The organism is Variovorax sp. JS1663 (assembly GCF_002157355.1).
Taxonomy (GTDB): domain Bacteria; phylum Pseudomonadota; class Gammaproteobacteria; order Burkholderiales; family Burkholderiaceae_C; genus Variovorax.
Genome location: NZ_LYMK01000015.1, coordinates 35976 through 61248, shown reverse-complemented (window position 1 = coordinate 61248; position 25273 = coordinate 35976). Strand labels below are relative to the sequence as shown.

Genomic DNA, 25273 nt, shown 5'->3' with positions numbered 1-25273 from the left:
ACTGGAATCGCTACTCCTCGGTATCTCATACGGATTGCCTCCAAATTACGACCCAATCTTCCAATGCCGCGGGCAAAGATATTGAAGGATCTATCTTGGTCCTTGGGCTGGGTTGTACTTGCACGTCAACTCGCGGCGTACCTCGCGGATGTCACAGCTACCGGAACCGTCTCTCGTATATGCGACACAATCGAGCGGAAGAAGCGCGTTGTTTTCGGATTTCAACAGTGATCCGTTGCTCGTCTTCTCGATGGATCTATTTCTTTCATCGAAATTGGATCCCTTCCTCGCCTCATAAACTTTTGATCGTCCCCGGCGGGATTCCATCGTGATTTCGAGGTCGATGTCAGCATAGACCAAGCAACGGGCCTGGGTGCAATCGACGCCACGAACTGCGGCAAGCCAGCGAATGGTCACGGGGCTTACGTTGAAATCAATCCGGTAGTCGAGGCTTGCCTCGCATGGCAGGAGTTGCGCCGCGACGGGTTGCGCGAGACCTACTCCGATGGAGATCGCTGCGAGGCAGTGACGCGAGGCGACTTTCATAAGCCTCCAACAGGAGACAGACCGAGCACTTGAGCATACGACCTTGATGGTCTCCGCGCGATATCTCGATGGACATAGTCTCCGTCGTGCGCCGAGTCGAATCAAGCCGGCGTGTCCCAGTCTTCCCGCGCGACCTCGACGGGATCGCGTGCGCCATGCACTGGATAGAGCTCGTTCGCCAGGTCATAGACCTGGTGCTCGTCAGCCATGCCCTCGGCAAGGCGACACCATTCGTCCGCGAAGGCGAGCTGCCATTCCTGGCTGTGGCTCAGCGGCTTGCCAAGCTGCAGGGTCGGGATCTCAGGCTGCCACATAGTGTTCTCCATCAGAACGGGGCCAGCGAGCGCACGACCTCGACGGGTCCGATGCCGCGGTAGACGACCTCGCCGGTCTTCAGGCAGGTGACCATCCAGCGATCGTCTTCGCCGCCCGGCGTCACCTTGTAGTCGCCGGGCGAGTGCGGCAGTTCGTGCTCATCACTCACGTCCTTGCCAAGCCACGACGGCATGCGCAAGAGGGTGGGGCGGGGTTTGGCGAGAAGGTCGAGTTGACTCATGAGTTGCTGTCCGGGTTGTACTTGCCGCGCCGCGTCGGCCTGCGGAGGAGCGATGTGCCGATCGCGCGGGCCTGCCGATCGCGTTCTCTCCGGCGCGCTTCAGTCGGATCCGGGGCCGGTGGCATCTTGGGATTTGTTTCGCACCACCAGGTCTGTCGATACATCGGGCCGGTGCCCTTGTCGTTGCGAGTCGGGTAGACCTCAATGCCGGTTAGCAGGATGCCGCGCTCATTGATCGTAAGCAGCTTGACCTTGTCGAGCAGCGGCACGACGTAGGTCTCACGATCTGCGGCAAGCAGTACGGCCACCCGCTTCATCCCCTTGCGCTGAACCTGCAGATCGCCATGGGCCGGGGCAGCCTGGATGTCATGGGGGTGCAGCGGTTGCCCCTCTCGACGGCAGCGGTAAACGATGGCGAACACATGCGTAAATCACTGTATGAACGTACAGTATAGGGCATGGAATCCGTCGCCGCAGAAATCTGGATCGCCGCCTGCGCGCATCGCCTGCAACAACGCTGGCGGACCGTGGACCCTGATCAGCTCGAAGAACTCGCCGAAGACCTGTGGCGAGACCCGCGGCTGCGAACCATGCACCCAGACGAGGCGGCGCGCGTTTGGCTGGAGCCATTGCCCTCGCGGGAGGGCGGTTAAGGTCGCCGATTGCTGAGGTGCGGGTGTGTCCTTGCCCATGGACAAAACGCTTCCGTCATTTCTTGGGTGTTGTCAGACTGCCTTGGTCATTCCGCTGAGGAGAACCATGGCAACTAAGCGCAGGTCCACAAAAAAGCGGCAACTTCTCGCGCACAAAGGAACGATCAGTCGCTGGGAAGTCCACGTCTTCAGTCACGGGGCCTGGGGGCGCAACTACGAGGAGCGGGTCGGTCGCGCCGGGATAAACGCTCGTGGTGATTTCGAAGGCGCACTAAACGGCATCACGTCATTCGACATCCTGCTAGTACGAAGGCCGCTGAAGGAACTACAGGCGGACGACCGGGTCGGCTGGGTGCTGTCGGTCAAGACCGAAATCTCCGGGATCGTTGACCTGACGGAGGACGAGTTCGATGTCGCTTTGGCACTGGCGACGCTGGGCCGGCCGGTGCACCTTCACATGGCCTTCGACCAGCCGCGCTATGGATCGGGAGCGATCCGCTCCTTTTCGATCAGCACGGACCCCATGGAATAGCTGCGCGACTTCTGCGCAACTCGTCTCTGCGCCCCTAGGCAAATCTCTGCAACAACCTATCAGGTGGACGCCCTAAGTCGTTGATTTACAATGACAACATTCGCGGCTGCAGGGCTACGAACCAAGGGGTCGTGGGTTCGAATCCTGCCAGCCGCACCATCATCAAGAAAGCCTGCAACGAAAGTTGCAGGCTTTTTTCCTTTGGAGCGTGTGGCGATGAGCAAGGCATTCACCAAAGAAAGCGATGCGGACGACGACGATGACGGGGCCGGCAGCGCGCCGCCCTTGCCTGCGGGAGGCAAGAACTACATCACCCCGCAGGGCTATTCGCGCCTGCGCGCCGAGCTGATCGATCTGATGGACGTGGAGAGGCCCAAGGTGGTCGAGGCGGTTCATTGGGCCGCCAAGAACGGCGATCGGTCCGAGAACGGCGACTACCTCTATGGCAAGAAGCGCCTGCGCGAGATCGATCGGCGCATCCGTTTCCTCACCAAGCGGCTGGAGATCGCGGTGGTGACGGACCCCACGATCCACCACGGCCGCGACCAGATCTTTTTTGGTGCCACAGTGCGCTATGCCGACGAGACGGGCGAGGAGCGGGAGCTGACAATCATGGGCATCGACGAGGCCGACAGTGCGCAGGGCCAGGTGAGCTGGATCTCGCCGATCGCGCGGGCTTTGCTGAAGCAGCGCGAAGGGGACGTGGTCAAACTCGCGACGCCGGGCGGCGTGCACGACATCGAGATCCTGTCGGTGAGCTATCCCCTGCCGGCGAAAGGCTGAGCAGGCCTCACGGCGCTGGCACGGTGCGTGCCGCCGCAAGCACCGAGGGCGTGCGGCGGGCGGCCCGCAGCACCGCCTCGAGGTGGGCGCGGTCCCGAACCGCGATCACGAAGCGCAAATCGGTGGAGTCCTGTGGTGTCTCGTCGGCCATCTCCACGTGCGTGATATCAGCCTCCGCGTCCGCCAACGCGGAGGCAACACGCGCCAGCACGCCTTTGTCGTTGCGCACGGTAATGACGACGCCGGTCTCAAAGGTCCGTACGGGCTCATCCGCCCACTCGACGGCGAAGAAGCGCTCGCTGTCTTTGTGCCGCAGGCGCTGGCCGACGCCGCAGGCTTCCGTGTGCACCACAAGTCCTTCGCCATGACCCAGGTACCCCACGATCGGATCGTCTGGAATGGGCCGGCAGCACAGTGCAAAGCGCACCGAGGAGTTCTCGCTGCCATCGAGCGTGACGGCGCCCTGCGAGACGGCTTCGTGCGCGGTGAAGCGCTCGCGGCTGAGCATCAGGGCATCGGGTTTTTCGCCGCGCTCCGCCAGTAGCGCCATCAGCCGCTTTGCCACGATGCTGGCAATGCGCTTGCCCAGGCCGATGTCGGTCAGTAGTTCCGAGCGCGTGCGGTTGCCGGTGAAGCGCAACAGTTTTTCCCAGATCTGCTGATGCTCTTCGTCATCGCCGGGCAGGTTGCCCAGGCCCTCGGCGCGCAGCGCCTGGGCCAGCAGTTTCTCGCCCAGGCCCTCGGACTCGGCATGGGCCAGTGTCTTGAGGTAGTGGCGGATCTTCGACCGCGCCCGGCCGGTGCGCACGAAGCCGAGCCAGGCCGGGTTGGGCGTGGACACGGGCGCCGTGATCACCTCCACCACGTCACCGTTCTTGAGCTCGGTGCGCAGCGGCACCTGGTCGCCGTTGATGCGGGCGGCGGAGGTGTGGTCGCCGATGTTGCTGTGGATCGCATAGGCGAAATCGACCACCGTGGCACCGCGCGGCAGGGCCAGGATCTGGCTCTTCGGCGTGAAGACGTACACCGCATCGGGGAACAGATCGACCTTGACATGGTCCCAGAACTCGGCGGCATCACGCGTTTCGTCCTGGATGTCGAGCAGGGACTGCAGCCACTTGGTACCGAGCCGGTCGCCGGTCGGCGTGCTCGGTTCGGCAGCCTTGTAGAGCCAGTGGGCTGCCACGCCGGATTCGGCTACCACGTGCATGGCCTCGGTGCGCAGCTGGAATTCAACACTGACGCCTGCCGGCCCCACCAACGTGGTGTGCAGGGACTGGTAGCCGTTGAGCTTCGCGATCGCGATGTGGTCCTTGAACTTGCCGGGCAGCGGCTTGTACATCTGGTGCAGGATGCCCAGGCCCGTGTAGCAGGCAATCACCGACGGCACGATCAGCCGGAAGCCGTAGATGTCGGTCACCTGCGCGAAGCTCAGGTGCTTTTCCTCCATCTTGCGGTAGATTGAGTAGAGCGTCTTTTCCCGCCCTGCGATCCGCACGCTCATGTTCGCGGCGGCGAAGGCGGCTTCCAGCTCCTGCTGCACCTTCTGGATCAGGTCGCGGCGCCGGCCGCGGGCCTTGGCGACGGCTTTGGCGAGAATCGCGTAGCGCCAGGGCCGAAGATGGCGGAAGGACAGATCCTGCAGCTCGCGGTAGGTCTGGTTGAGTCCGAGCCGATGCGCGATCGGCGCGTAGATGTCCAGCGTTTCGCGCGAGATGCGTGCCCATTTCTCGCGCGGCGCATCCTCCAGGGTGCGCATGTTGTGGGTGCGGTCGGCCAGCTTGACCAGGATGACGCGGACGTCGCGGGCCATCGCGAGCAGCATCTTGCGGAAAGACTCGGCCTGGTTCTCCTCGCGGGTGTTGAAGCGCAGCTTGTCCAGCTTGGTGAGGCCGTCCACCAGCTCCGCGACGGGCGCGCCGAAGCGCTCGATCAGCTCCGCCTTGGTGACGCCGCAGTCCTCGATCGCGTCGTGCAGCAGGGCGGCCATCAGCGCCTGGGCATCGAGCTTCCATTCCGCGCACTGCGCGGCGACGGCGATCGGATGGGTGATGTAGGGCTCGCCGCTGTTGCGCAGCTGGCCCAGGTGGGCTTCGTCCGCGAAGCGATAGGCGCGCCGGACCTGTTCCACGTCCTCGGCGCTCAGGTAGTCGAGCCGGTCGGTCAGAGCCGCGAAGCTGGCGGCGGCCGCGTTCAACGCCGCCGGACTGGGCCGGGGCGTGCCTCTGGGGGCATCGGACGGGGACTTGACAACCACGCTCATGGCTGTCACTTTAGCTTGGCCGCCGCTTCGATGTCTTTATGCAACAAAAAAGCACCGCCACGCGGTGCTTCTTTGTTGCAACTGTGCGTCAGCTCAGCCGGGGACTTTCTTGAGCATTTCCAGGCCGATCTTGCCTTCCGCGATCTCGCGCAGGGCCGTCACGCCGGGCTTGTTCTTGCTTTCGATCTTGGGGGCGTGGCCTTGGCTCAACATGCGCGCACGGTAGGTGGCGGCCAGCACAAGCTGGAAGCGGTTGGGGATGTGCGCGAGGCAGTCTTCGACGGTGATGCGGGCCATGGAGGTCTTTCGGCGGACGGGATCAGGGGATGTTCAAGGCGGCGAAGGTGTCAGCACGTGCGCGGCGCTGTGCGGAATACCGAAGCCGCTGAGCGTGGACGATCGCCTTGAGGTCGAAAAGTGCGCGCTCAAATAACTCGTTGATTATAACGAAGTCGAACTCGCTGGCGCGCGCCATCTCCTCGGCGGCATTTTGCAGCCGCAGCTCGATGACCTCGGCGCTGTCTTCCCCGCGCCGTTCGAGCCGGGATCGCAGTTCTTCCCAACTCGGCGGCAGGATGAAGATGGTCACTGCGTTGGCGAAGGTCTTGCGGATCTGGATGGCCCCCTGGAAATCGATCTCCAGGATAACGTCCGCGCCCTGGGCGATCCGGTCCTCGATCGCCTTCTTGGAGGTGCCATAGCGCTGCCCGTGGACATGGGCCCATTCGACGAAGGCTTCTGCCGTGACCATGGCATCGAACTCGGTGTGCGGCACGAAGAAATATTCGCGCCCATGCTTTTCCTGGCCACGCGGCGCCCTGGTGGTATGCGACACCGAGGGCTGCACCGCCGAATCGAGCTCCATCAGCGCCTTGACCAGGCTCGACTTGCCGGCGCCGCTGGGTGCAGCAACCACGAAGATATTGCCGGGGTAATCCATTCGCACATTCCCTGTCATTCGATGTTCTGGACCTGCTCGCGCATTTGCTCGATCAGGACTTTCATGTCCACGCCAATGCGGGTGAGTTCGAGTGTGGCCGACTTCGAACCCAGCGTATTCGCTTCGCGATGCAGTTCCTGGATCAGGAAATCGAGTCGCTTGCCGATCTCGCCCCCTTTCTTCACCAGCCGTTCGATCTCGTCCAGGTGCGAGCCCAGCCGTGTGAGCTCCTCCGCGACATCGATGCGGATCGCGAAGGCAGTGGCCTCGGTCAGCGCGCGGTCCTGCGCGGATTCCGGCGGCGTGCCACCGCTCGCGCCCATGGCGTCCTGCCAGCGCTCCAGGAAGCGGCTGCGCTGCTGTTCGACCAGTAGCGGGACCAGCGGCAGCGCCTGCGCGACCAGGGCGCGCAACTGGGCCAGGTGGTCCTGCAGCATCTTGGCCAGGCGCGCACCTTCGCGCTCCCGCGCGGTGACCAGGCCCTTGAGCGTCTTCGCTGCCAGATCGGACAGCTCCTGACCCCAGTCGCTCCTGGCACTCGTGTCCCCAGCCGCCAGGCGCAGGACATCGGCCACGCTGAGCTCTCGCGCGCCGGGCAGCCAGGCGCGGACGTTGTCCTGCAGGCCATTGAGTCGCTGCAGGAGCCTGGACGAAGGGTCGCCGATACCGGCCGCGGCGCCGCTCTCGATCGCCGCGCGCAGCTCGACCTTGCCGCGCTTGAGCTGCGCGGTCAGCAACTCTCGCAGCATGGGCTCGTGCTGGCGAAGCTCTTCCGGGAGCTTGAACGTGAGGTCGAGAAAGCGGCTGTTGACCGAACGGATCTCGACCCCGAGCCGGCCTGCGGCTGCGGCCTTGGTCTCGGCCTCCGGGTGTCCGCCGGCCGGGCCGCTCTGGCCGCTGGCATAGCCGGTCATGCTGTAAACTGGCATTGCGCCTCGCTCTTGAATTCGTGTCCACGCACCGAGACGACGGCACCGCCTTCGCTTGCCGCACCCCTGTCTTCGGGCGAAACTCCCGGATTATGTCAAAGGTCAAACCTTCGCCCTTGCTGCCTGACACGGTCATCGGCGGATACCGCATCGTGCGTCGTATCTCCGCGGGCGGTTTCGGCGTCGTCTACCTCGCTGTCGATCATTCCGGGCAGCAGGTAGCGATCAAGGAGTACTTGCCCTCTTCCCTCGCCACGCGGGGCACCGGTGAGCTCGCGCCGCAGGTGCCGCCCGAGAAGCTGTCGCTGTACCGGCTGGGTCTCAAGAGCTTCTTCGAGGAAGGGCGCTCCCTCGCGCAGATCTCCCACGCCTCGGTCGTCAGCGTACTCAACTTCTTCCGCGAAAACGAGACCGTCTATATGGTGATGAACTACCTGGAGGGTGCCACCCTCCAGGACTTCATCGTGACCGCGCGCGACCTCAAGAAGCAGAAGGTCTTCCGCGAGTCCACCATCCGCTCCCTGTTCGATGAGATTCTGCGTGGCCTGCGCATCGTGCACCAGCACAAGATGCTGCATCTGGACATCAAGCCCGCCAACATTTTTGTGACCGACGACGACCGCGCGGTGATGATCGACTTTGGCGCCGCGCGTGAGGTGCTCTCCAAGGAGGGCAACTTCATCCGCCCGATGTACACGCCCGGCTTCGCGGCCCCCGAGATGTACCGCCGCGATTCCTCCATGGGCCCGTGGACCGACATCTACGCCATCGGCGCCTGCATCTACGCCTGCATGCAGGGTTATCCGCCCAACGACGCGCCCCAGCGCATCGAGAAGGACCGGCTCGGCCTGTCGCTCTCGCGCCTGCGTGGCATCTATTCCGACAACCTCATCGAGGTCGTCGAATGGTGCATGTCGCTCGATCCGCTCTCGCGCCCTCAATCCGTCTTCGCGCTGCAGAAGGAGCTGAGCCGCGAAGGAGAGCGCCGCTACACCAAGCTCACCGTGAGCGAGAAGGTGCGGCTGTCGATCGACAACATGCGTTCCTTCGAAAAGAAAGGCCTGCCGAAGGCAGCGGCCCCCACGACACGTCCGGCATGACAACCCCCCACGCTCCTCACTTCGTGTATTCGCTGCCCCTCCAAGGGGGGTTCAGTGCCCTTCGGGCGGCCGGGCGGGCACTGTGAAATTCTCCGTCTTCCAGGTCAGCCGCAAGGGTGGCCGTCTCAAGAACGAAGACCGCATGGGCTACTGCTACACGCGTGAGTCGGGGCTCTTCGTGCTGGCCGACGGCATGGGCGGGCATCCCGAGGGCGAGGTGGCAGCCCAGATGGCGCTGCAGACCATCGCGGCGCTGTACCAGCGCGACGCCCGCCCGCTGCTGAAGGACGTCAAGGCCTTCCTGACCTCCGCGGTGATGGCGGCGCACCAGCAGATCATGCGCTACGCAGGGAACAAGGGCATGCTCGACACCCCGCGCACCACGGTGGTGGCGGCGGTCGTCCAGGGCAATGCGGCAACCTGGATCCATTGCGGCGATTCCCGCCTCTACGTGATACGCGACGGCGCGCTGCTGACACGCACGCGCGACCATTCCCATGCCGAGCGGCCGCGCCCGGGTGGCGGCAACGACGTTGTCAACCGCAATCTGCTGCTGACCTGCCTCGGCTCGCCGACGACGCCGCTGTTCGATATCTCCGCACCGCTGCAGCTGCAGCGCGGTGATCGCATCATGCTGTGCTCCGATGGCCTATGGAGTGTGCTCGACGAGAACCTGATCGTGCGGACGCTGTCCTCCGGCAAGCCCGTCTCGGACGCTGCGCCTGACCTCGCCGAGATGGCGTTGCGCAACGGCGGCACGCACAGCGACAACGTGACGCTGATCGCGCTCGAGTGGGAAACGCCCGACGCCGCGGGTCAGACGCGCGGCGTGTCCACCGACAGCATCAGCGACGGCGTGTTCGCTTCCACGATCCAGGCCGGCATGCCCTCCGACAGCGAGCTCGACGACCTCGACGAGGACGCCATCGAGCGCTCGATCGCCGAGATCAACGAGGCCATCAAGCGCTCTTCCGCCGCACGCAAGTCCTGATTCCTTCTTCTTTTTTCCGGGTTCGACATGACAGTTTTTGTACGAAGCGGCGGACGTGCCGCCGACCAGCTGCGGCCGGTGCGCATCACGCGCGGCTTCACCATCCATGCCGAGGGCTCCGTGCTCATCGAGTTCGGCCAGACCCGTGTGCTGTGCACCGCCTCCGTCGAGGAAAAGGTGCCGCCGCACAAGCGTGGCAGCGGCGAGGGCTGGGTCACGGCCGAATACGGCATGTTGCCGCGCGCCACCCACACGCGCGGCGACCGCGAGGCCGCGCGCGGCAAGCAGAGCGGCCGCACGCAGGAGATCCAGCGTCTCATCGGCCGCTCGATGCGCGCCGTGTTCGACCTGTCCGCGCTCGGCGAGCGCACCATCCATCTCGACTGCGACGTGCTCCAGGCCGACGGCGGCACCCGAACGGCCGCCATCACCGGTGCCTTCGTGGCGGCGAAGGACGCGGTCAACAAGCTGATGGCCGCCGGTACGCTCGCGGCCTCGCCGATCCGGGGCCATGTGGCCGCCGTGTCGGTAGGGATCGTTCAGGGCACCCCGCTGCTCGACCTCGAGTACACCGAGGACTCGGCCTGCGACACCGACATGAACGTGGTGATGACCGGCGCCGGTCACTTCGTGGAAGTGCAGGGCACGGCCGAAGGCGCGGCCTTCTCGCGCGAGGAGATGAACGCGCTGCTGTTCCTGGCCGAAAAGGGCATCGCCGAGCTGACCGCACTGCAGGCGCAGGCTCTGGCCGGCTGACGCACCAAGCCGTGAAGCGACGATGAGACTGGTCCTCGCCTCCAACAATGCGGGCAAGCTGGCCGAACTGCAGCAGTTGTTCGCGCCGTTGGGCGTGGCGCTGGTGCGGCAGTCCGAGCTCGGCGTTGGCGAGGCGGAGGAGCCTTTCTGCACCTTCGTCGAGAACGCGCTGGCCAAGGCTCGCCACGCCGCGGAGATCACCGGCCTGCCCGCCATCGCCGACGATGCGGGCCTGTGCGTCGAGGCCTTCGGCGGCCTGCCCGGCGTGGCCACCGCCTACTACGCGACGCGGTTCGGCTACGAGAAAGGTGATGCCAACAACGTGCGTGCGCTGCTCGAGCAGATGGCCGGCATCGAGGACCGCCGCGCCGCCCTGGTGAGTACGCTGGTCGCGCTGCGCAGCCCCGAGGACCCCGAGCCGCTCATCGCGGTGGGCCGTGCCGCGGGGCAGATCACGCGCGAGCCGATCGGAGGGAACGGCTTCGGCTTCGACCCCGTGATGTGGCTGCCCCAGTTCGGCAAGACCTTCGCCCAACTGCCTGCCGAGATGAAGAACGCCCACAGCCATCGCGGCCAGGCGGCGCGCGCGATGCTGGCCCTGATGCAGGAGCGCTGGCTGTGAGCCCTGCGATCCCCATCGCCGACGAGCGCGTGCAGGAGCGGTCCGGCGAAGCGGAACGGGCCAACGACGTACTGCACTGGATGCGTCCCGGCCCGCTGCAGCTGACGGCGCTGCCGCCGCTCTCGCTCTACGTGCACATGCCCTGGTGCCTGCGCAAGTGCCCCTACTGCGACTTCAACTCGCACGAGTGGCGCGGGGCTGGCGATGGCAGCGATGCCCAGTTGCCCGATCAGCGCTACCTCGACGCGCTGATCGCCGATCTCGACGCAGCCCTGCCACTGATCTGGGGCCGTAGCGTGCAAAGCATCTTCATCGGCGGCGGCACGCCGAGCCTGTTTCCGCCGGCGGCCATCGACCGCCTGCTCGGCGACCTGCGCGCCCGGCTCAAGCTGGCCCCCGACTGCGAGATCACCCTCGAGGCCAATCCCGGCACCTTCGAGCGCGACCGCTTCCGTGCCTACCGCGCCGCCGGCGTCACCCGCTTGTCCGTCGGCGTGCAGAGCTTCGACGACGCGCACCTGAAGGCGCTCGGCCGGGTGCACGACCGCGCCCAGGCGATCGCGGCGGTGGAAGAGGCCGCCCGTGCCTTCGACACCTTCAACCTCGACCTGATGTACGCGCTCCCGGGCCAGAGCCTCGGCCAGCTCGATGCGGACCTCGACCAGGCGCTGGCGCTCGCCCCACCGCATCTTTCGGTCTACCACCTCACGATCGAGCCCAACACCTACTTCGCCAAGTTCCCGCCGTCGCTGCCGGAGGACGACATCGCCTACGCGATGCTCGACCGCATCACCGAACGCACCGGGCAGAGCGGGCTGGAGCGCTACGAGATCTCGGCCTATGCGCGCAGCGGCCACCGCTGCGTGCACAACACCAACTACTGGCAGTTCGGCGACTACCTCGGCATCGGCGCGGGCGCGCACAGCAAGCTGAGCTTCGCGCATCGCGTCGTTCGCCAGGTGCGCTTTCGCGAGCCGCGCCTCTACATGGACAACGCGCTCGCCGGGCGGGCAGTTGCGCAGAGTGACGAGGTCGGCATCGCCGAACTGCCCTTCGAATTCATGCTCAATGCCCTGCGGCTGAAGGAAGGCTTCACGCTGGCCCAGTTCGGCGAGCGCACCGGCCTGGCGATCACGGCGATCCAGCGCGGCCTCGAGGAGGCCGAGCGCAAGGGACTGGTCGAGCGCGACCTCGCGCGCGTCTGGCCCACCGCCCGCGGCTTCGATTTTTTGAGTGACCTGCAAGCCATTTTCCTTCCCGATCGCTGAGAGTTTTGCCCCCATGTCGACCCGAACCATGCCGGAAGAAATCAAGCGCCGCTCGCGCGGACGCCCCAGTCCGGAACAGGCAGCCGCGCTGCGTGAGTCCTTCCTCGCCGCGGCCCTGAAGTCCTTCCTCGAGCTGGGCTATGCGGCCACCAGCATCGAGGCTATTGCGCGCGATGCCGGCGTGGCCAAGATCACCATCTACCGCCAGTTCGAGAACAAGGAAGCCCTGTTTCGCGAGGTCGTTCATCGTGCGGTGAGCAGCGCACGCGAGAACATGCAGGCGACCCTGGTGCGCTCCGACGCGGACGAGCGGCAGGTGCTGCTCGACCTGGTCGAGCGCATGTACCTGAGCGCCACCGAGCCGCAGACCCTGGCGCTGCTGCGCCTGGTGATCGCCGAGGCCGTGCGCTTCCCGGAATTGGCGAAATCGCTGTACGCGGAGAACAGCTACGTGCTTGCGCCGGTGGTCGAATACCTGGCCGAGGCGCACCGTGCTGGCAAGCTGCACGTGCCTGATCCGGAACTGTCCGCCGTGCAGCTGTCGACGCTGGCCTTCGGTGGCGTGCGCTTCTTCATCTCCAAGCCCCTGGCCGGGCCCGAGGAGCGGCGTGCCTGGGCCGAGGGCGTGGTGGCGCTGGTGCTGCGGGGCTGGATTCCGTCGCCTGTCGATGCCGAGTCCGCCGAAACGCCAGCCGACGGGCACTAAAATCAATTCCGCGCCCGCGCAACGCGGGTGCGCTCCGGAGAGTTGGGTGAGTGGTTTAAACCAGCAGTCTTGAAAACTGCCGACGGGCAACCGTCCGTGAGTTCGAATCTCACACTCTCCGCCATCGGCAAACGCGCCGATGGCTCCCGTCCTCCGCGGGAACTGCAAGCCAGCGCACCCGCACTACTACTCGCCGTCCGAGGCCCCCCGGGGAGCGGCCTTCGCAGCAATGACATGCGCGACGCACTCCGCCAGTTCCTGCAGCCCGAGCGGCTTGTGCAGTACCGCCGCGACGCCGGCGTCGCGGGCCCGCTGCTCGAGGGCGACATTGACCTTGCCGCTCATGACCACGATCGGAAGCTGCGGGCGCCGGGCGCGCAGCAGCGCGGCGAGTTCGGTGCCGGACATGCCGGGCAGCATTTCGTCCGTCAGCACCGCGTCGAAGCGCAGGGGATCGGCCTCGAAGGCGGCCAGGGCCCGCTCGCTCGTGCCGAAGCCCGCCGGCTCATAGCCCAGGCTTGCGAGGATCTCCTCCGTCAGCTCGAGCAAGGGCTGTTCGTCGTCCACGATCATCACGACCTCGCCGTTGCCGCGCGGGAAGCCCTCCACGCCGCCGGGCGGCTCGGTGCCGGCCTGGCCGGACGCGTCTGCAGGCAGGACCGGCAACCAGACGGACACGACCGTCGGGCGGCCGCCACCGGTCGCCACGTCGATCGCACCGCCGAGGTCGGTCACGATGCCGTGCACCACCGACAGGCCGAGCCCGGTGCCCTCACCGACCTTCTTGGTGGTGAAGAAGGGGTCGAACATGCGTTGCAGCACGTCGGGCGCAATGCCGGGGCCGCTGTCGCAGACCTCGAGACAGACATACGCGCCCGGAGCAAGATCCCCATGATGCAGCTGGCGATGACGTTCCACGTCCACCCGGTTGAGCCGCAGGTTCAGCAAGCCCTTCTCGCCCATGGCCTGGACGGCGTTCGTGCACAGGTTCATCGCCACCTGGTAGAGCTGCGTCGTGTCGCCCATGACGGCCGCGCCACCGGAATGCAGCGAGGCTTCGATGCGCAGCCCCGATGGCAGCGTGGGAGCCAGCATGGAGATCACCTCTTCCACCAAAGCCTGCATGTTGACCGGCACGCGCTCGGCGACGCCGCTGCGGCTGAAATCGAGGATCTTTCGCACCAGCAGCCGCGCGCGCGCCCCGGCTTGCATCACGTGGTCGATATGCCGGCGCATGGCGCTGCCGGGCTCGGCCTGTTGCTGCGCCAGCTCGCCGAAGCCGAGGATGGCGCCCAGGATGTTGTTGAAGTCGTGTGCGATCCCGCCCGACAGGGTGCCCAGGGCCTCGAGGCGCCGGGCGTGCTGCAGGCGCGCTTCGAGACGGGCTTTGTCGGCTTCCGCGGACTTGCGGTCGCTCACGTCGGTGGCGGCACCGAAGAGCCGCAGCGCCGCGCCTGCCTCGTTGCGCACGCAGCGCCCGCGCGCGCGGATCCAGCGCCATTCGCCGTCCGGATGGCGCACGCGGTATTCGAGTTCGACGGCATGCGTGCGGCCGGCCAGGTGTCCCTCGATGGTTTCGCGCGCCTGCGCCGCATCGTCGGGGTGGAGCTGCGTGCAGCGCAGCACGTCGGCGGAAGTGTGCAGCGCGACGGAGGCGTCGATGCCATGCAGCGCACGCCACCTGTCGGAGATGAACACCGAGTCCTCGGTGACGTTCCATTCCGCATGGCCCTCGTTCGCGGCCTCCATGGCCATGGCGTAGCGCTCCTCGCTCTGGCGAAGCGCCCGCTCGCCACGCTCCAGGCGGCGCAACTGGTACAGCAGGCCGGCAACGGTGAGCATCACCAGCAGCGTGAGCAGTACCGTGCGAATACCCGAGCTCCATATCTCGTCATACCAGGGGCGCAGCGCCTCTTCCTCGTCGCGCATCACCGCAAGGATCAGCGGATGCGTGCCCACGCCCGCGGCCGAGATCAGCTTGGTCCGCCCGTCCGTCGGATCGAGCGCCCGAGCGACGATGTCGCCCGGCTTCGGCGGCACGATCTTGGGAAAGCCGGGCTCCCGGTCCCGACGGGTGGAAGCCGGCTGCCGCACGATCAGCGTGCCGTCGCTGCGCGTCAGCAGCAGTGAACTTCCATTGCCGAGCTCGATGGCCGAATACATGCCCTCGAGGTGCTGCAGCGTGACGATGGCCGTGACGACGCCGGCGAACGCGCCCGTCGTGTCGTCGATGCGGCGCGACACCACCAGGCCCGGGCGTCCTTCGGTGCGCGTGATCACCGGCTCGCTGATGAAAAGGCCTGTGTCGGGCGCTTCGCGCTGCGCATTGAAGTAAGGCCGGTCGGACACGTCCGCCATCGGGGCGCCGGTGTCGCGCGACCGATGCCGCTGCATTCCCCGCACGTCGACGATGGTCAGCACATTGACTTGGGGCACGCCCACGGCCCGCGATGCGAGGGCTGCCGACACGGCCTGGTCCGGGAGCGCCGCACCGCCGGTCTCGTACCAGCGCTCGGTGTCGCGCAGCACCACGTCGACCGCCTGCAGGCTGTGCAGCGACTGCTCGGCCAGGGCCTTGGCCAGGTTGCCGAGCTCGCGCTCGTTGGCGAGCACGACCTGCTGGTGCAGCCGCCAGCCGTCGTGCAGGGCCGAGCCGATGCAGGCGGCAATGAGCAGGGCGCCGCCGGCGACGATGCGACGGCGCAGGCGGGCGCCGGTTCTCATGCCGGTGGGGGCGGCATGCCCATGGACTCGGACACGGCGTCGAGCAGTTCGCCGCGTCCGCAGGGCTTGGCAACGAGCCGCGGGAGGCCCAGCGCGCGGGCGGCATCGGAATCGCCGGGCATGCTGCGGCCCAGTTGGGCTGACAGCCCGATGAGCGCCGAATGGGGGTAACGGGCCCGCACCGTCCGGATGGTTTCGGCGCCGCGCGAACGCAGGTTGGGCAGGTCCACGATCACCAGGCCGACGTCGTTGTCATGCCCGGCCGGCATGGCCTCGTTCGCGCGCCGGGTCGACACGGCATAGCCTTCACCCAGCAGCCACTCGCAAATCAGGGTTCGCATGGCACTGTCTTCCTCGATCACGACGATGGTCTGCATGGTCATTCGCGCAGGGCGGTTGGTCCAGGCCACCGTCCGACGACCATGGCCACGGCCACATTGGGACCGCTGCGGGTGCCGGCATCATGTCCGCTGCAGCGCGCGCTGTTTCATCTGAAATGCGAATGCACACCGAGCGCTGCCGGGTTGCATTATTCTCGCCTCCCATGAGCCAGAGCCCCCACATCCTCGTGGTCGACGACGACTCGGCCATTCGCGAGCTGATGACAGAGTACCTCACCGAGAACGAGCTGCGAGTGACGGCTGCCGCCTCGGGTGCAGAGATGCACAAGGTACTGGCGGAATCGGTGATCGACCTGGTCGTGCTCGACCTGCGCCTCCCCGGCGAGGACGGCATGCAACTCGCGCGCCAATTGCGAGACACCAGCGCCGTGCCCGTCATCATCGTGACGGGCAAGCGCGAAGAGGCGGATCGGGTGATGGGCCTCGAGATCGCCGCGGACGACTACATCACCAAGCCCTTCAGCAATCGCGAGTTTCTGGCACGAATCCGCGCGGTGCTTCGCCGCTATCAGGTCCAGCGCGACGCCGCCGCGGCCGGCCCAGCCAAGGGCGCCGAGCGCAGGGCTTATCGCTTCAGTGGCTGGGAGCTGAGCGTCCTGGCCCGCCGGCTGACGGCACCGGACGGCCGGAAGGTGGAACTGAGCAACGGCGAGTTCAACCTGCTGCTGGCCCTTTGCCAGGCGCCACAGCGCGTGCTGTCGCGCGACCAGTTGCTCGAACTCTCGCGGCTGCACGGCGCAGAGGTCTACGATCGTTCGATCGACGTGCAGATCCTGCGGCTGCGTCGCAAGATCGAGGTCGATGCCTCGGCGCCGCAGTTCATCCGCACCGCCCGTGGCGCGGGTTATGTCTTTGCGGCGCAGGTCGATGCGTTGAACTGACGCGCCGGCTCGATGGTGCGGCAGGTGCAGCGGCGCGCTCCGCGATGCCGCCCGGGCATGTCCGCCGTGACGGACGAATGTTCCATCTGTAGCCGTTCCCATTGCATACGCGTTGCGCTGGGGTCCGTCGGACATCAGCGCGGAATGCCCTTCGTCGACAGTGCACCCGTGGCAGATGCCACTCGCGCGAAGCAGGACGGAGCGTATGGGCACGATGTCCCGAGCTTCGTTCAACTCAACTTTGAAAGGAAGCTGCAATGAAAGTCCACGGTATCCTCGCCGCCGCCGCTCTTTGCCTGGTCGGTGCCGCACACGCCGAAACCTATCAGGGGGTTCATCCCCTCACGTCATCGAACAGCCGTGCCACCGTGCGGGTTGAAGCCATCGAGGCCGCCCACGAGCCGGATCCCTACGCCGAGGGCTATGGCGCCGACGTCCCGGTTGCGATCGTCTCGACGGCCGACCGGTCCGACGTCCGCACCGAAGCCGTGGTCGCTGCCCACGGGCCCGACCCTTATGCCGAAGGCTATGGCGCCGGCGTTCCCGAGGTCATCGCTTCGTCGGCCGATCGCGCCGCGGTACGGGCGCAGGCGGTCGCGGTTGCGCATCATCCGGAGCCGTTCTGGGCCCAATGGCAGAACCCTCGCGGCGATGCCTCGACGGTTCGAACGAGCAGCCTGCGCTGAGCGGGAGCGTCGAGGTCCTCGGCGGCGCGATGAGCGACGTCTCAGAGGCCGCGACGCTCAAGGCGCGAATCCGGATCGCCGATCCACCGGGCGGGCCAGGCGCCTGAAAGAACCATGTGCCGCAGCACATCGTGCACGAGGGTGCCCACGGCGGACTTCGCCAGGCTGCCGGGCCTCGTGGTGTTGGTGCAGCAGACCACCCGCCTGGACATGGCGGGACTGTCGATCACGGCGGTGCGCAGCCGTCCCGCCGCGACCTCCTCGGCGACGGAGCCGAGGGGCAGGATGGTTTCGCCGATCCCCGCCTCGGCGGCACGCTTGACGCTCCCGAGCGATTCGATTTCCGCCACCACATTCAGGCGCAGGTCCAGCGGGGCGCATGCGTCATCGATGATGCGCCGCAAGCCATGATCTCTTCCGGGAAGCACCAGGGCGCGATTCGCCAGCGCTGACAGCGGAAGCTTTCTTGGCGTTCTTGCGGCCGACATGCCCGACACCAGCACGAGCTTGTCGTCGAGCAGGGGGCGCTTGAAGAGCCCGGCTTCGGGCTCGTCGCCGTACATCAAGGCAAGATCGAGGCGTCCCGATAGCAGCCATTCGCGAAGGAAGCCGCTGTAGGCCTCGACGATTTTCAGGCGGACGTCCGGCAACTGGGCGCGGCAAGCGCCGAGGACGGGCATGGTCGCCGTGAGGCCCACGGTGGTGGTGAAGCCGATTGCGACATCGCCTCGGGGCACCGAGCCGGATTCCTGCACCGCGGTGCGGGCGCGCTCGAGATCGGCAAGCACGACCTTCGCGTGCTCGAGGAAGATCTTTCCGGCCTCGGTCAAGCTGATGCCGCGGCTCGACCGAACGAAAAGCTGCGCGCCGATCTCGCCCTCCAGCGATGCGATCTGATGGCTGAGCGCGGGCTGGGCCACGTGCAGCCTGGCTGAAGCCTGGAGCAGGCTCCCCGCTTCGCTTGCGCCGATGAAATATCGAAGTTGTCGCAGTTCCATGGTCCAGAAATGGCTCCGAGCGCGGTGTTGCCTATCCGGAATCACGATAGCCGATAGCCGGCATCTGTATTTCCAATATATCAAGCCCGCAGCCCAGAATCGAGCGTGAGACAAGTTCACGAGCGCGCTCAACCAAGGAGATACGCGATGTTCAACGAAGCCGACGACTACCAGGAAATCCGGGATGCCGTGCGCGGCCTGTGCCGGCAGTTCCCCGACGAGTATTTCCGCACGGTCGACGAGCAGAAGGCCTATCCCGAGAAGTTCGTCGACGCGCTGATGGAGGCCGGCTGGCTGGCCGCGATGATTCCCGAGGAATATGGCGGCACCGGCCTCGGGCTGGCCGCCGCCACGGTGATCATGGAGGAGATCAACCGCTCGGGCGGCAATGCCGGTGCCGTGCATGGCCAGATGTACAACATGGGCACCCTGCTGCGCAACGGCAGCAAGGTGCAGAAAGAGAAATACCTGCCGCGCATCGCTGCCGGCAAGCTGCGTATCCAGTCGATGGCGGTGACCGAGCCCACGACCGGCACCGATACGACCAAGATCAAGACCACCGCCGTCAAGAAGGACGGCCGCTACGTCGTCAACGGGCAGAAGGTCTGGATCTCGCGCGTGCAGCACTCCGACCTGATGATCCTGCTGGCGCGCACCACGCCGCTGGTCGAGGTGAAGAAGAAGTCCGAGGGGATGTCGATCTTCATCGTCGACCTGAAGCAGGCCATCGGCAGGGGACTGACGGTGCGGCCCATTCCCAACCTGGTCAACCACGAGACCAACGAGCTGTTCTTCGAGGACCTGGAGATTCCGGAAGAGAATCTCATCGGCGAGGAGGGACGGGGCTTCAAGTACATCCTGGACGGGCTCAACGCCGAGCGCACCCTGATCGCTGCCGAATGCATCGGCGACGGCTACTGGTTCATCGAGCGTGCACGCAAGTACGCCAACGAGCGCATCGTGTTCGACCGCCCCATCGGCAAGAACCAGGGCGTGCAGTTCCCGATCGCCGATGCCTTCATCGAGGTCGAGGCGGCCAACCTGATGCGCTTCGAGGCGGCTCGCCGCTTCGACGCGCACCAGGACTGCGGCGCTCAGGCCAACATGGCCAAGTACCTGGCGGCCAAAGCGAGCTGGGAGGCGGCCAACGTCTGCATGCAGACGCACGGCGGCTTCGGCTTCGCCAACGAATACGACATCGAGCGCAAGTTCCGCGAAACGCGGCTCTACCAGGTCGCACCGATCTCCACCAACCTGATCTACGCCTACGTGGCCGAGCACATCCTCGGGCTGCCGCGCTCGTTCTGATCGCCCCGTCCGCGCCTCGTCCCGGTCGCCGCGGGGGGGGGCGCTCAGCCGTTCCGGAACAGGAAGCTGTAGGCATTCAGCGCCGGCACCCCGCCCAGGTGCGCGTAGAGCACCCTCGATCCGGGCTCGAACTCGCCCCGCCGCACCTTGTCGATCATTCCCTGCATGGACTTGCCCTCGTACACCGGGTCGGTGAGCATGCCTTCCTGGCGGGCGCACAGGCGGATGGCTTCGAGCGTGCCCTCGCTGGGGAGCCCGTACTCGGGGCCGCCGTAGCGGGTGTCCAACACGACGTCGCGCGCTTCGATGTCGCGGCCCAGCTCGACCAGCGCGGCGGTGTTTCGCGCGATGCGCAGGATCTGCGCGTGCGTCTGCTCGGGCTTGGCCGAGGCGTCGATGCCGATGACGCGGTCGGCGCGCCCGTCGGCCGCGAAGCCGACCACCATGCCGGCCTGGGTGCTGCCGGTGACGGAGCAGACCACGATGTAGTCGAACTTGAAGCCCAGTTCGGCCTCCTGCATTCGCACCTCTTCCGCGAAGCCGACGAAGCCCAGGCCGCCAAGGGGATGCTCGGAACAGCCGGCCGGAATGGGGAAGGGCTTGCCGCCGGCACGGCGCACGTCCTCCATCGCCTGTTCCCAACTGGGCCGGATGCCGATGTCGAAGCCGGCTGCGTCCAGGCGCACGTCGGCACCCAGGATGCGCGACATCTCGATGTTGCCCACTCGGTCGTAGACGGCGTCGGCGTAGTTCACCCAGTTCTCCTGCACCAGCACGCATTTCATGCCGAGGTGCGCGGCGACGGCGGCCACCTGGCGCGTCTGGTTCGACTGGATGCCGCCGATGGAGACCAGCGTGTCGCAGCCCTGCGCGATGGCCTCGGGAATGAGGTATTCCAGCTTGCGTGTCTTGTTGCCGCCGAAGGCCAGGCCGCTGTTGCAGTCCTCGCGCTTGGCGTAGAGCTTGACCTTGCCGCCCAGGTGCGCGCTCAGGCGCTCGAGCGGATGGATCGGCGTGGGGCCGAAGGTGAGGGCATGGCGGGGGAAGCGATGGAGTTGCATGGCGAAGGTCCTGGCGATGGAAGATGCGCTCGATCGTAGGAAAAAGTGGTTCTTACAGGGTTGCAAATGACGGTCGATTTGCGCACGATCAGGCATTCGATCTGACGATATCGCTCGATTGATTGCACATCCATGGCTTCTCGCACAACAAAAGTTCGCCGTCCCCCGGCAGTGACGCCACCACCGCCTTCGCTGGACCGTACAGACAGGGCCATCCTCCGCCTGCTGCAGGCCGACGCCTCGCTTTCCAACGTCGCCCTGGCCGCCAAGGTCCACTTGAGTCCGCCGGCCTGCCTGCGCCGTGTCGAGCGGCTCAGGCGGGCGGGACTGATCGGCGCGACCGTGGCGCTGCTGGATCCCCAGGCGCTGGGCGCGGGGATGCTGGTGATGATCGGCGTGGTGCTCGACCGCTCGACGCCCGAGTCCTTCAGCGCCTTCGAGAAGGCGGCGGTGAAGATTTCGGGCTGCATGGAATGCCATGTCGTGACCGGCGAGTTCGACTACTTCATGCTGGTGCGCACCCGCGACGGCGAGAGCTTCAATAGGCTGCACGCCGAGCAGTTGCTCTACCTGCCGGGCGTGCGGCAGATCCGGTCCTTCATCGTGCTCAAGCAGGTGCTGTCGACGACGCAGATCCCGCTGTGACCCCGTTTTGCAGAGGAAAGTAACTGTGCCGGCAACATGCCTATTGGCTGGCGCCCGGCCCGCGGCGCGGCCCATAATGCCCGTCCGCGGCCGAGCCGGAGCCGCGTTCTCCAGCGATGAAAGGCTGCGTCGCACCGACGCAGGGCTTAGGGTCTTCGTTTCCCGGCGCTCAAGAGGACGACCACATGAGTTCATTGCAGAAGTTGCTGCCGGCCTGCGAGCCGGCGCGCAGCGAAGCCTTGGCGCTGCTGGCCAAGGCGCACCATCTGCCGAGGCACCTGGTGAAGGGCATTGCGAAGCGCGGCCTGGCGGTCGGCGGCGCGCCGCAGTTGCAACAGGAGCAGCAACAGGCATCCATGCAGGACGCGCAGCCGCAGGCGCCGCTCCAGCCCAGTTGATCGTTTTTTCCGTCCGTCCCTTCGCGGCGCGCCTGTGCGTCAGATCAGCGGCGCGCTCGCTTCCTTGAGCACGCGCAACACGAAATGCGACTGGCTGTGGCGGATGCCGGGGATCTTGTAGAGCTTCTCCCGCAGGAGACGCTCGTAGTCGCGCGTGTCGCGCACGGCGATGCGGATGTAATAGTCGTAGTCGCCTGACACCAGGTAGGCCTCCTGGATCTCCGGGATGGCCGCCAGCGCGCGGCCGAACTCGTACAGTGTCTCGTCGCTGTGGCTCTCCAGCGTGAGCTGGACGATCACCGAGTCCTGGTAGCCCAGCTTCCCGGCATCGACGTCCACGGTGTAGCGCTTGATGACGCCGCTGGCCTCCAGCTTCTTGATGCGGCTCCAGCAACTGGTGGCCGCCAGCCCCACCTCGGCACCGATCTCCTGCAGCGTCTTGCGCGAGTCGCTCAGCAGTACGCGCAGGATCGCCAGATCGATCCTATCAAAAGATTCTTCGTCGCCAAGCGACTTTTTCCGATTGATCTTCAATGAAAGGCCGGATCTCGTCCGAAAAAAGAAGCACATTCTGCATCAAGGCCGGAAGAATCGACGCATGCACTCCCTCGCCCCCACGCCCGCGCTGCTCGGCCTGCGCAACGGCGCCCAAGCCGTGCTCCAGACCCTGGTCGAATGCGGCGTCGACACGATCTTCGGCTACCCCGGCGGCGCCGCGCTGCCGCTGTACGACGCGCTCCACGGCGAGCCGCGCCTGCGCCACGTGCTGGTGCGGCACGAGCAGGCGGCCGTCCATGCCGCCGAGGGCTATGCGCGCAGCACCGGCCGGGTCGGCGTGGTGCTGGTGACCTCCGGGCCGGGCGTCGGCAACACCATCACCGGGCTGCTCGATGCCATCAGCGATTCGGTGCCCCTGCTGTGCATCAGCGGCCAGGTGGCCAGCACGGTGATCGGCACCGACGCCTTCCAGGAGAGCGACGCGCTCGGCATGTCGCGGCCGGTGACGAAGTGGAACTACCAGCTGCGCGCGGCCGACCAGGTCCCGGCACGGGTCCGGCAGGCGCTGGAGATCGCCGCTTCCGGGCGGCCGGGGCCGGTGTTGCTCGACATGCCCAAGGACGTGCAGCTGGCGATGATCGGCGAGGACGAGGCCGCCGCGCCGCCGCGTTCGCAGCGCGGCGCGCCCGCACGGCTTCCGCAGGCCAGCCTCGAGCGCGCGGCCGACCTGCTGTCCACCGCGCGCAGGCCGGTGCTCTATGGCGGCGGCGGCCTGGTCAACGCCGGCCCGGCCGCCTGCGAGGCCTTCGCCCGCCTGGCGCGCCGGCTCGACGCCCCCTGCACGCTGACGCTGATGGGCCTGGGCGCCTTCCCCGCCTCCGACCCCCGCTTCCTCGGCATGCTGGGCATGCACGGCACGCTGGAGGCCAACCTCGCGATGCACGAGGCCGACCTGGTGCTCTGCGTCGGGGCGCGCTTCGACGATCGCGTGACCGGCAAGCTGGCCGAGTTCTGCCCAGAGGCGCGCAAGATCCACGTCGACATCGACCCGGCAAGCATCAACAAGGTGGTGAAGGTCGACGTGCCGATGGTCGGCGACTGCGGCGCGGTGCTGGAGGCACTGCTGCGCATGCCGGCGCTGGACGGCGTGGCGCCCGGGCGCCTCTCGCCCTGGTGGCGGCGCATCGAGGGCTGGCGCGCGCAGCGCTGCCTGGACTTCGTCCCGCGCACGGACGCGATCCTGCCGCAGCGTCTCATGGCTTCGCTGCAGGTGGCGCTGGAGGGCCGCGACCCCATCGTCTCCACCGACGTCGGCCAGCACCAGATGTGGGCCGCGCAGTACCTGCGCTTCGAGCGCCCGCGGTGCTGGCTGACCTCGGGCGGCGCCGGCACCATGGGCTATGGCCTGCCGGCCGCGATCGGCGCGCAGATCGCGCACCCCGGGGCACTGACCGTGTGCGTGAGCGGTGATGCCTCGGTGCTGATGAACATCCAGGAGCTGTCCACCGCCATGCAGCACCGCGCACCGGTGAAGCTGGTGCTGTGCAACAACGGCTACATGGGCATGGTGCGGCAGTGGCAGGAGCTCAACCACGGCAACCGCCTGAGCCACAGCTGGAACGAGGCGCTGCCCGACTTCGTCGCGCTGGCGCGGGCCTTCGGATGGGGCGCGCGGCGCGTGGCCGATCCGGCGCAACTGGAAGAGGCACTGGCCGAATGCCTGGCCGCCGAGGGGCCTTTCTTCCTCGACGTGCAGGTGGCGGCGCAGGAGAACTGCTTCCCGATGATCCCCGCGGGCGTCGGCCACCACCGGGTGATGCTGGCCAGGGACCGGTGGTACGAGGAAGGCTGAACGCGCTTCAGCCACCCGGCGCGGCCGCGCGCCGCAGCGCCGCCCGTGCCAGCAGCCGGGTCGAATCGAAGGTAGGCAGCGGCGAATTGGCATCGCCGATGATCAGGGGGATCTCGGTGCAGCCCAGGATCACGGCCTCGCAGCCGTCCTCGTCCTTCATCCGGGCGATCACCTGCTGGAAGCGGGCCACGCTGGGCTCGTGAAAGATGCCGTAGACCAGCTCGTCCATGATGATCCGGTGCGTCTCATCGCGCTCAACCTGGCTCGGACGCACGCAGGCCAGCCCGCGCGCCGCGAGCGCCTGGGGATAGACCTCGCTGTCGATCAGCCAGCGCGTACCGGTCAACCCGATGCGGCGGAAGCCGCGCGCGACCGCTTCGTCGGCCACCACCTCCGCGATGTGCAGCCAGGGCAGCGGCGAGCGCCCCGCGATCAGCGGCAAGGCCTGGTGGATGGTGTTGTCGGGGCAGATCAGGAAGTCGGCGCCGGCGCCGGCCAGCTTGCGGGCCGAGGCCAGCATCAGCTCGCCCACGCCCGTCAGGTCGCCGCGGTCGAGGCAGGCCACGTACTCGGCCAGCGAGGGCGTGTGCATCGAGATCTCGGGATGGGCATGCGGGCCCAGGAACTGCGCGCCTTCGGCGCAGAGGGTGCGATAGCAGAGGGCTGCGCCTTCGGCGGAGCAGCCGACGATTCCGATGTGCAGGGGCATGGGGCGTTCGGCGATGAGGGCGGCCACCGCGGCCGCCTGCCGCCATTCTGCGCCGCGCACCCCGGTGGTGCGCGCCTAGAACCCGCTGGGCTGGAAGTCGGTGCTGTGCAGGCAGATCGCCGCCATCGGGTTCTCCCGGTAGCGGGCGGTGGCGAGCGCGTCGATCGAATCGGCGTTTTCGTCGTAGGCGCGCACCAGCGCCGATTCACCGTCGGGCGCGTGGAAGCGCGCGTGCAGTGCCTCCTCGTCGATCCGGGCGATGATCCGGGCCCCGTCGTACCCGTCGGGGTAGATGGCGAACTGGACGCTGCCAGCCGCGGGAAGGAAGATTGCTTCGGATGCCATGATGAGATGGGAACTTTGGTATTCGTTCTGGCAGTATCAGTTTTTCCGGCTCTGCAAAAAATACGCCCGAAGGCCTATATCGCTTACAGGGTGTGACGTATTTCACAATCGGCCGACTTTGC

At 66.6% G+C, this 25273-nt stretch carries 29 protein-coding genes and 1 tRNA gene; 16 read left to right on the top strand and 14 right to left on the bottom strand.

All coding sequences use genetic code 11. The features are described 5' to 3' along the window. Nucleotides 1-647: 647 nt before the first annotated feature. From A8M77_RS14580 to A8M77_RS14570, 3 genes are read right to left on the bottom strand one after another with little or no spacing between them, the layout of a single operon-like run. Entirely contained in the window at nt 648-860 is a 213-nt protein-coding gene (locus A8M77_RS14580) for a hypothetical protein (RefSeq protein ID WP_086922225.1), read from the bottom strand. Nucleotides 861-871: 11 nt separating this feature from the next. Continuing rightward, a complete protein-coding gene (locus tag A8M77_RS14575; RefSeq protein WP_086922224.1) occupies nt 872-1102 on the bottom strand; it encodes a hypothetical protein in 231 nt (76 codons plus the stop codon). Beyond that, nucleotides 1099-1524, bottom strand: coding sequence for a hypothetical protein (locus A8M77_RS14570; RefSeq protein WP_143694599.1), 426 nt, complete (start codon nt 1522-1524; stop codon nt 1099-1101). The genes A8M77_RS14575 and A8M77_RS14570 overlap by 4 nt, the downstream gene beginning before the upstream one ends. A 36-nt stretch (nt 1525-1560) precedes the next feature. On the opposite strand from A8M77_RS14570, the gene A8M77_RS14565 reads away from it, so the two are divergent. The 3 genes from A8M77_RS14565 to greB all read left to right on the top strand — a co-directional run bounded on the left by A8M77_RS14565 (nt 1561) and on the right by greB (nt 3070). Continuing rightward, nucleotides 1561-1755: a hypothetical protein gene (locus A8M77_RS14565; RefSeq protein WP_086922222.1), complete on the top strand. Its 195-nt coding sequence runs from the start codon at nt 1561-1563 to the stop codon at nt 1753-1755. 106 nt (nt 1756-1861) lie between these two features. Then, nucleotides 1862-2287, top strand: a complete 426-nt coding sequence (locus A8M77_RS14560) for a hypothetical protein (protein WP_086922221.1) — start codon at nt 1862-1864, stop codon at nt 2285-2287. 216 nt (nt 2288-2503) lie between these two features. Continuing rightward, nucleotides 2504-3070, top strand: a complete 567-nt coding sequence (gene greB / locus A8M77_RS14555; RefSeq protein WP_086922220.1) for a transcription elongation factor GreB — start codon at nt 2504-2506, stop codon at nt 3068-3070. Between the two features lie 7 nt (nt 3071-3077). Here greB and A8M77_RS14550 read toward each other — a convergent pair whose 3' ends face one another. From A8M77_RS14550 to A8M77_RS14535, 4 genes are all read right to left on the bottom strand, one after another. Then, nucleotides 3078-5333: a RelA/SpoT family protein gene (locus tag A8M77_RS14550; protein ID WP_086922219.1), complete on the bottom strand. Its 2256-nt coding sequence runs from the start codon at nt 5331-5333 to the stop codon at nt 3078-3080. A 93-nt stretch (nt 5334-5426) separates the two neighbouring features. Beyond that, entirely contained in the window at nt 5427-5630 is a 204-nt protein-coding gene (gene rpoZ / locus A8M77_RS14545; RefSeq protein WP_086922218.1) for a DNA-directed RNA polymerase subunit omega, read from the bottom strand. 22 nt (nt 5631-5652) lie between these two features. After that, entirely contained in the window at nt 5653-6273 is a 621-nt protein-coding gene (gene gmk, locus A8M77_RS14540; protein WP_086922217.1) for a guanylate kinase, read from the bottom strand. Between the two features lie 14 nt (nt 6274-6287). Next, the gene (locus tag A8M77_RS14535; protein ID WP_086922216.1) at nt 6288-7202 is read right to left on the bottom strand and encodes a YicC/YloC family endoribonuclease; all 915 of its coding nucleotides are present in this window, start codon (nt 7200-7202) and stop codon (nt 6288-6290) included. 92 nt (nt 7203-7294) lie between these two features. Between A8M77_RS14535 and A8M77_RS14530 the strand changes: the two genes are divergently transcribed. The 7 genes from A8M77_RS14530 (at nt 7295) to A8M77_RS14500 (ending at nt 12769) form a co-directional block, all read left to right on the top strand. Continuing rightward, nucleotides 7295-8302 (top strand): serine/threonine protein kinase, encoded by a 1008-nt coding sequence (locus A8M77_RS14530; RefSeq protein WP_086922215.1) that lies wholly within the window; start codon nt 7295-7297, stop codon nt 8300-8302. Nucleotides 8303-8384: 82 nt separating this feature from the next. Next, a complete protein-coding gene (locus tag A8M77_RS14525; protein ID WP_086922214.1) occupies nt 8385-9293 on the top strand; it encodes a PP2C family protein-serine/threonine phosphatase in 909 nt (302 codons plus the stop codon). Between the two features lie 27 nt (nt 9294-9320). Next, a complete protein-coding gene (rph, locus tag A8M77_RS14520; RefSeq protein ID WP_086922213.1) occupies nt 9321-10049 on the top strand; it encodes a ribonuclease PH in 729 nt (242 codons plus the stop codon). Between the two features lie 22 nt (nt 10050-10071). Beyond that, the gene (rdgB, locus tag A8M77_RS14515) at nt 10072-10671 is read left to right on the top strand and encodes an RdgB/HAM1 family non-canonical purine NTP pyrophosphatase (protein WP_086922212.1); all 600 of its coding nucleotides are present in this window, start codon (nt 10072-10074) and stop codon (nt 10669-10671) included. Between the two features lie 80 nt (nt 10672-10751). Then, nucleotides 10752-11939, top strand: coding sequence for a radical SAM family heme chaperone HemW (hemW, locus tag A8M77_RS14510; protein WP_238136831.1), 1188 nt, complete (start codon nt 10752-10754; stop codon nt 11937-11939). 13 nt (nt 11940-11952) lie between these two features. Next, the gene (locus tag A8M77_RS14505; protein ID WP_086922210.1) at nt 11953-12645 is read left to right on the top strand and encodes a TetR/AcrR family transcriptional regulator; all 693 of its coding nucleotides are present in this window, start codon (nt 11953-11955) and stop codon (nt 12643-12645) included. A gap of 36 nt (nt 12646-12681) precedes the next feature. Next, a tRNA-Ser gene (locus tag A8M77_RS14500) sits at nt 12682-12769 on the top strand. Between the two features lie 62 nt (nt 12770-12831). On the opposite strand, the gene A8M77_RS14495 is transcribed toward A8M77_RS14500, so the two are convergent. Then, nucleotides 12832-15369, bottom strand: a complete 2538-nt coding sequence (locus A8M77_RS14495) for an ATP-binding protein (RefSeq protein ID WP_086922209.1) — start codon at nt 15367-15369, stop codon at nt 12832-12834. Then, nucleotides 15366-15746, bottom strand: a complete 381-nt coding sequence (locus tag A8M77_RS14490) for a response regulator (RefSeq protein ID WP_158100931.1) — start codon at nt 15744-15746, stop codon at nt 15366-15368. The genes A8M77_RS14495 and A8M77_RS14490 overlap by 4 nt, the downstream gene beginning before the upstream one ends. Before the next feature lie 125 nt (nt 15747-15871). On the opposite strand from A8M77_RS14490, the gene A8M77_RS14485 reads away from it, so the two are divergent. After that, nucleotides 15872-16651 (top strand): response regulator, encoded by a 780-nt coding sequence (locus A8M77_RS14485; protein ID WP_443271264.1) that lies wholly within the window; start codon nt 15872-15874, stop codon nt 16649-16651. 257 nt (nt 16652-16908) lie between these two features. Continuing rightward, a complete protein-coding gene (locus A8M77_RS14480; RefSeq protein WP_238136826.1) occupies nt 16909-17337 on the top strand; it encodes a helicase SNF2 in 429 nt (142 codons plus the stop codon). 41 nt (nt 17338-17378) lie between these two features. Here the strand turns inward: A8M77_RS14480 and A8M77_RS14475 are convergent, their stop codons facing one another. Then, nucleotides 17379-18335 (bottom strand): LysR substrate-binding domain-containing protein, encoded by a 957-nt coding sequence (locus A8M77_RS14475; RefSeq protein WP_086922206.1) that lies wholly within the window; start codon nt 18333-18335, stop codon nt 17379-17381. A gap of 147 nt (nt 18336-18482) precedes the next feature. Here A8M77_RS14475 and A8M77_RS14470 point away from each other — a divergent pair, with 147 nt between their 5' ends. Further along, entirely contained in the window at nt 18483-19643 is a 1161-nt protein-coding gene (locus A8M77_RS14470) for an acyl-CoA dehydrogenase family protein (protein ID WP_086922205.1), read from the top strand. Nucleotides 19644-19687: 44 nt separating this feature from the next. Here the strand turns inward: A8M77_RS14470 and A8M77_RS14465 are convergent, their stop codons facing one another. Continuing rightward, nucleotides 19688-20704 carry a 1-aminocyclopropane-1-carboxylate deaminase gene (locus A8M77_RS14465; RefSeq protein ID WP_086922204.1) on the bottom strand — a complete coding sequence of 339 codons (1017 nt, stop codon included), beginning with the start codon at nt 20702-20704 and terminating at the stop codon, nt 19688-19690. 132 nt (nt 20705-20836) lie between these two features. On the opposite strand from A8M77_RS14465, the gene A8M77_RS14460 reads away from it, so the two are divergent. Both A8M77_RS14460 and A8M77_RS14455 read left to right on the top strand, forming a co-directional pair. Further along, nucleotides 20837-21349 (top strand): Lrp/AsnC family transcriptional regulator, encoded by a 513-nt coding sequence (locus tag A8M77_RS14460; protein ID WP_086922203.1) that lies wholly within the window; start codon nt 20837-20839, stop codon nt 21347-21349. Nucleotides 21350-21534: 185 nt separating this feature from the next. Continuing rightward, nucleotides 21535-21747: a hypothetical protein gene (locus A8M77_RS14455; protein WP_086922202.1), complete on the top strand. Its 213-nt coding sequence runs from the start codon at nt 21535-21537 to the stop codon at nt 21745-21747. 39 nt (nt 21748-21786) lie between these two features. On the opposite strand, the gene A8M77_RS14450 is transcribed toward A8M77_RS14455, so the two are convergent. Further along, entirely contained in the window at nt 21787-22281 is a 495-nt protein-coding gene (locus A8M77_RS14450; protein WP_238136825.1) for an Lrp/AsnC family transcriptional regulator, read from the bottom strand. Nucleotides 22282-22345: 64 nt separating this feature from the next. Here A8M77_RS14450 and ilvB point away from each other — a divergent pair, with 64 nt between their 5' ends. Further along, entirely contained in the window at nt 22346-24097 is a 1752-nt protein-coding gene (gene ilvB, locus A8M77_RS14445) for a biosynthetic-type acetolactate synthase large subunit (protein WP_086922201.1), read from the top strand. Nucleotides 24098-24104: 7 nt separating this feature from the next. Here the strand turns inward: ilvB and A8M77_RS14440 are convergent, their stop codons facing one another. Continuing rightward, the gene (locus A8M77_RS14440) at nt 24105-24806 is read right to left on the bottom strand and encodes an aspartate/glutamate racemase family protein (protein ID WP_086922311.1); all 702 of its coding nucleotides are present in this window, start codon (nt 24804-24806) and stop codon (nt 24105-24107) included. 75 nt (nt 24807-24881) lie between these two features. Beyond that, entirely contained in the window at nt 24882-25151 is a 270-nt protein-coding gene (locus tag A8M77_RS14435; protein WP_086922200.1) for a hypothetical protein, read from the bottom strand. Nucleotides 25152-25273: the final 122 nt, after the last annotated feature.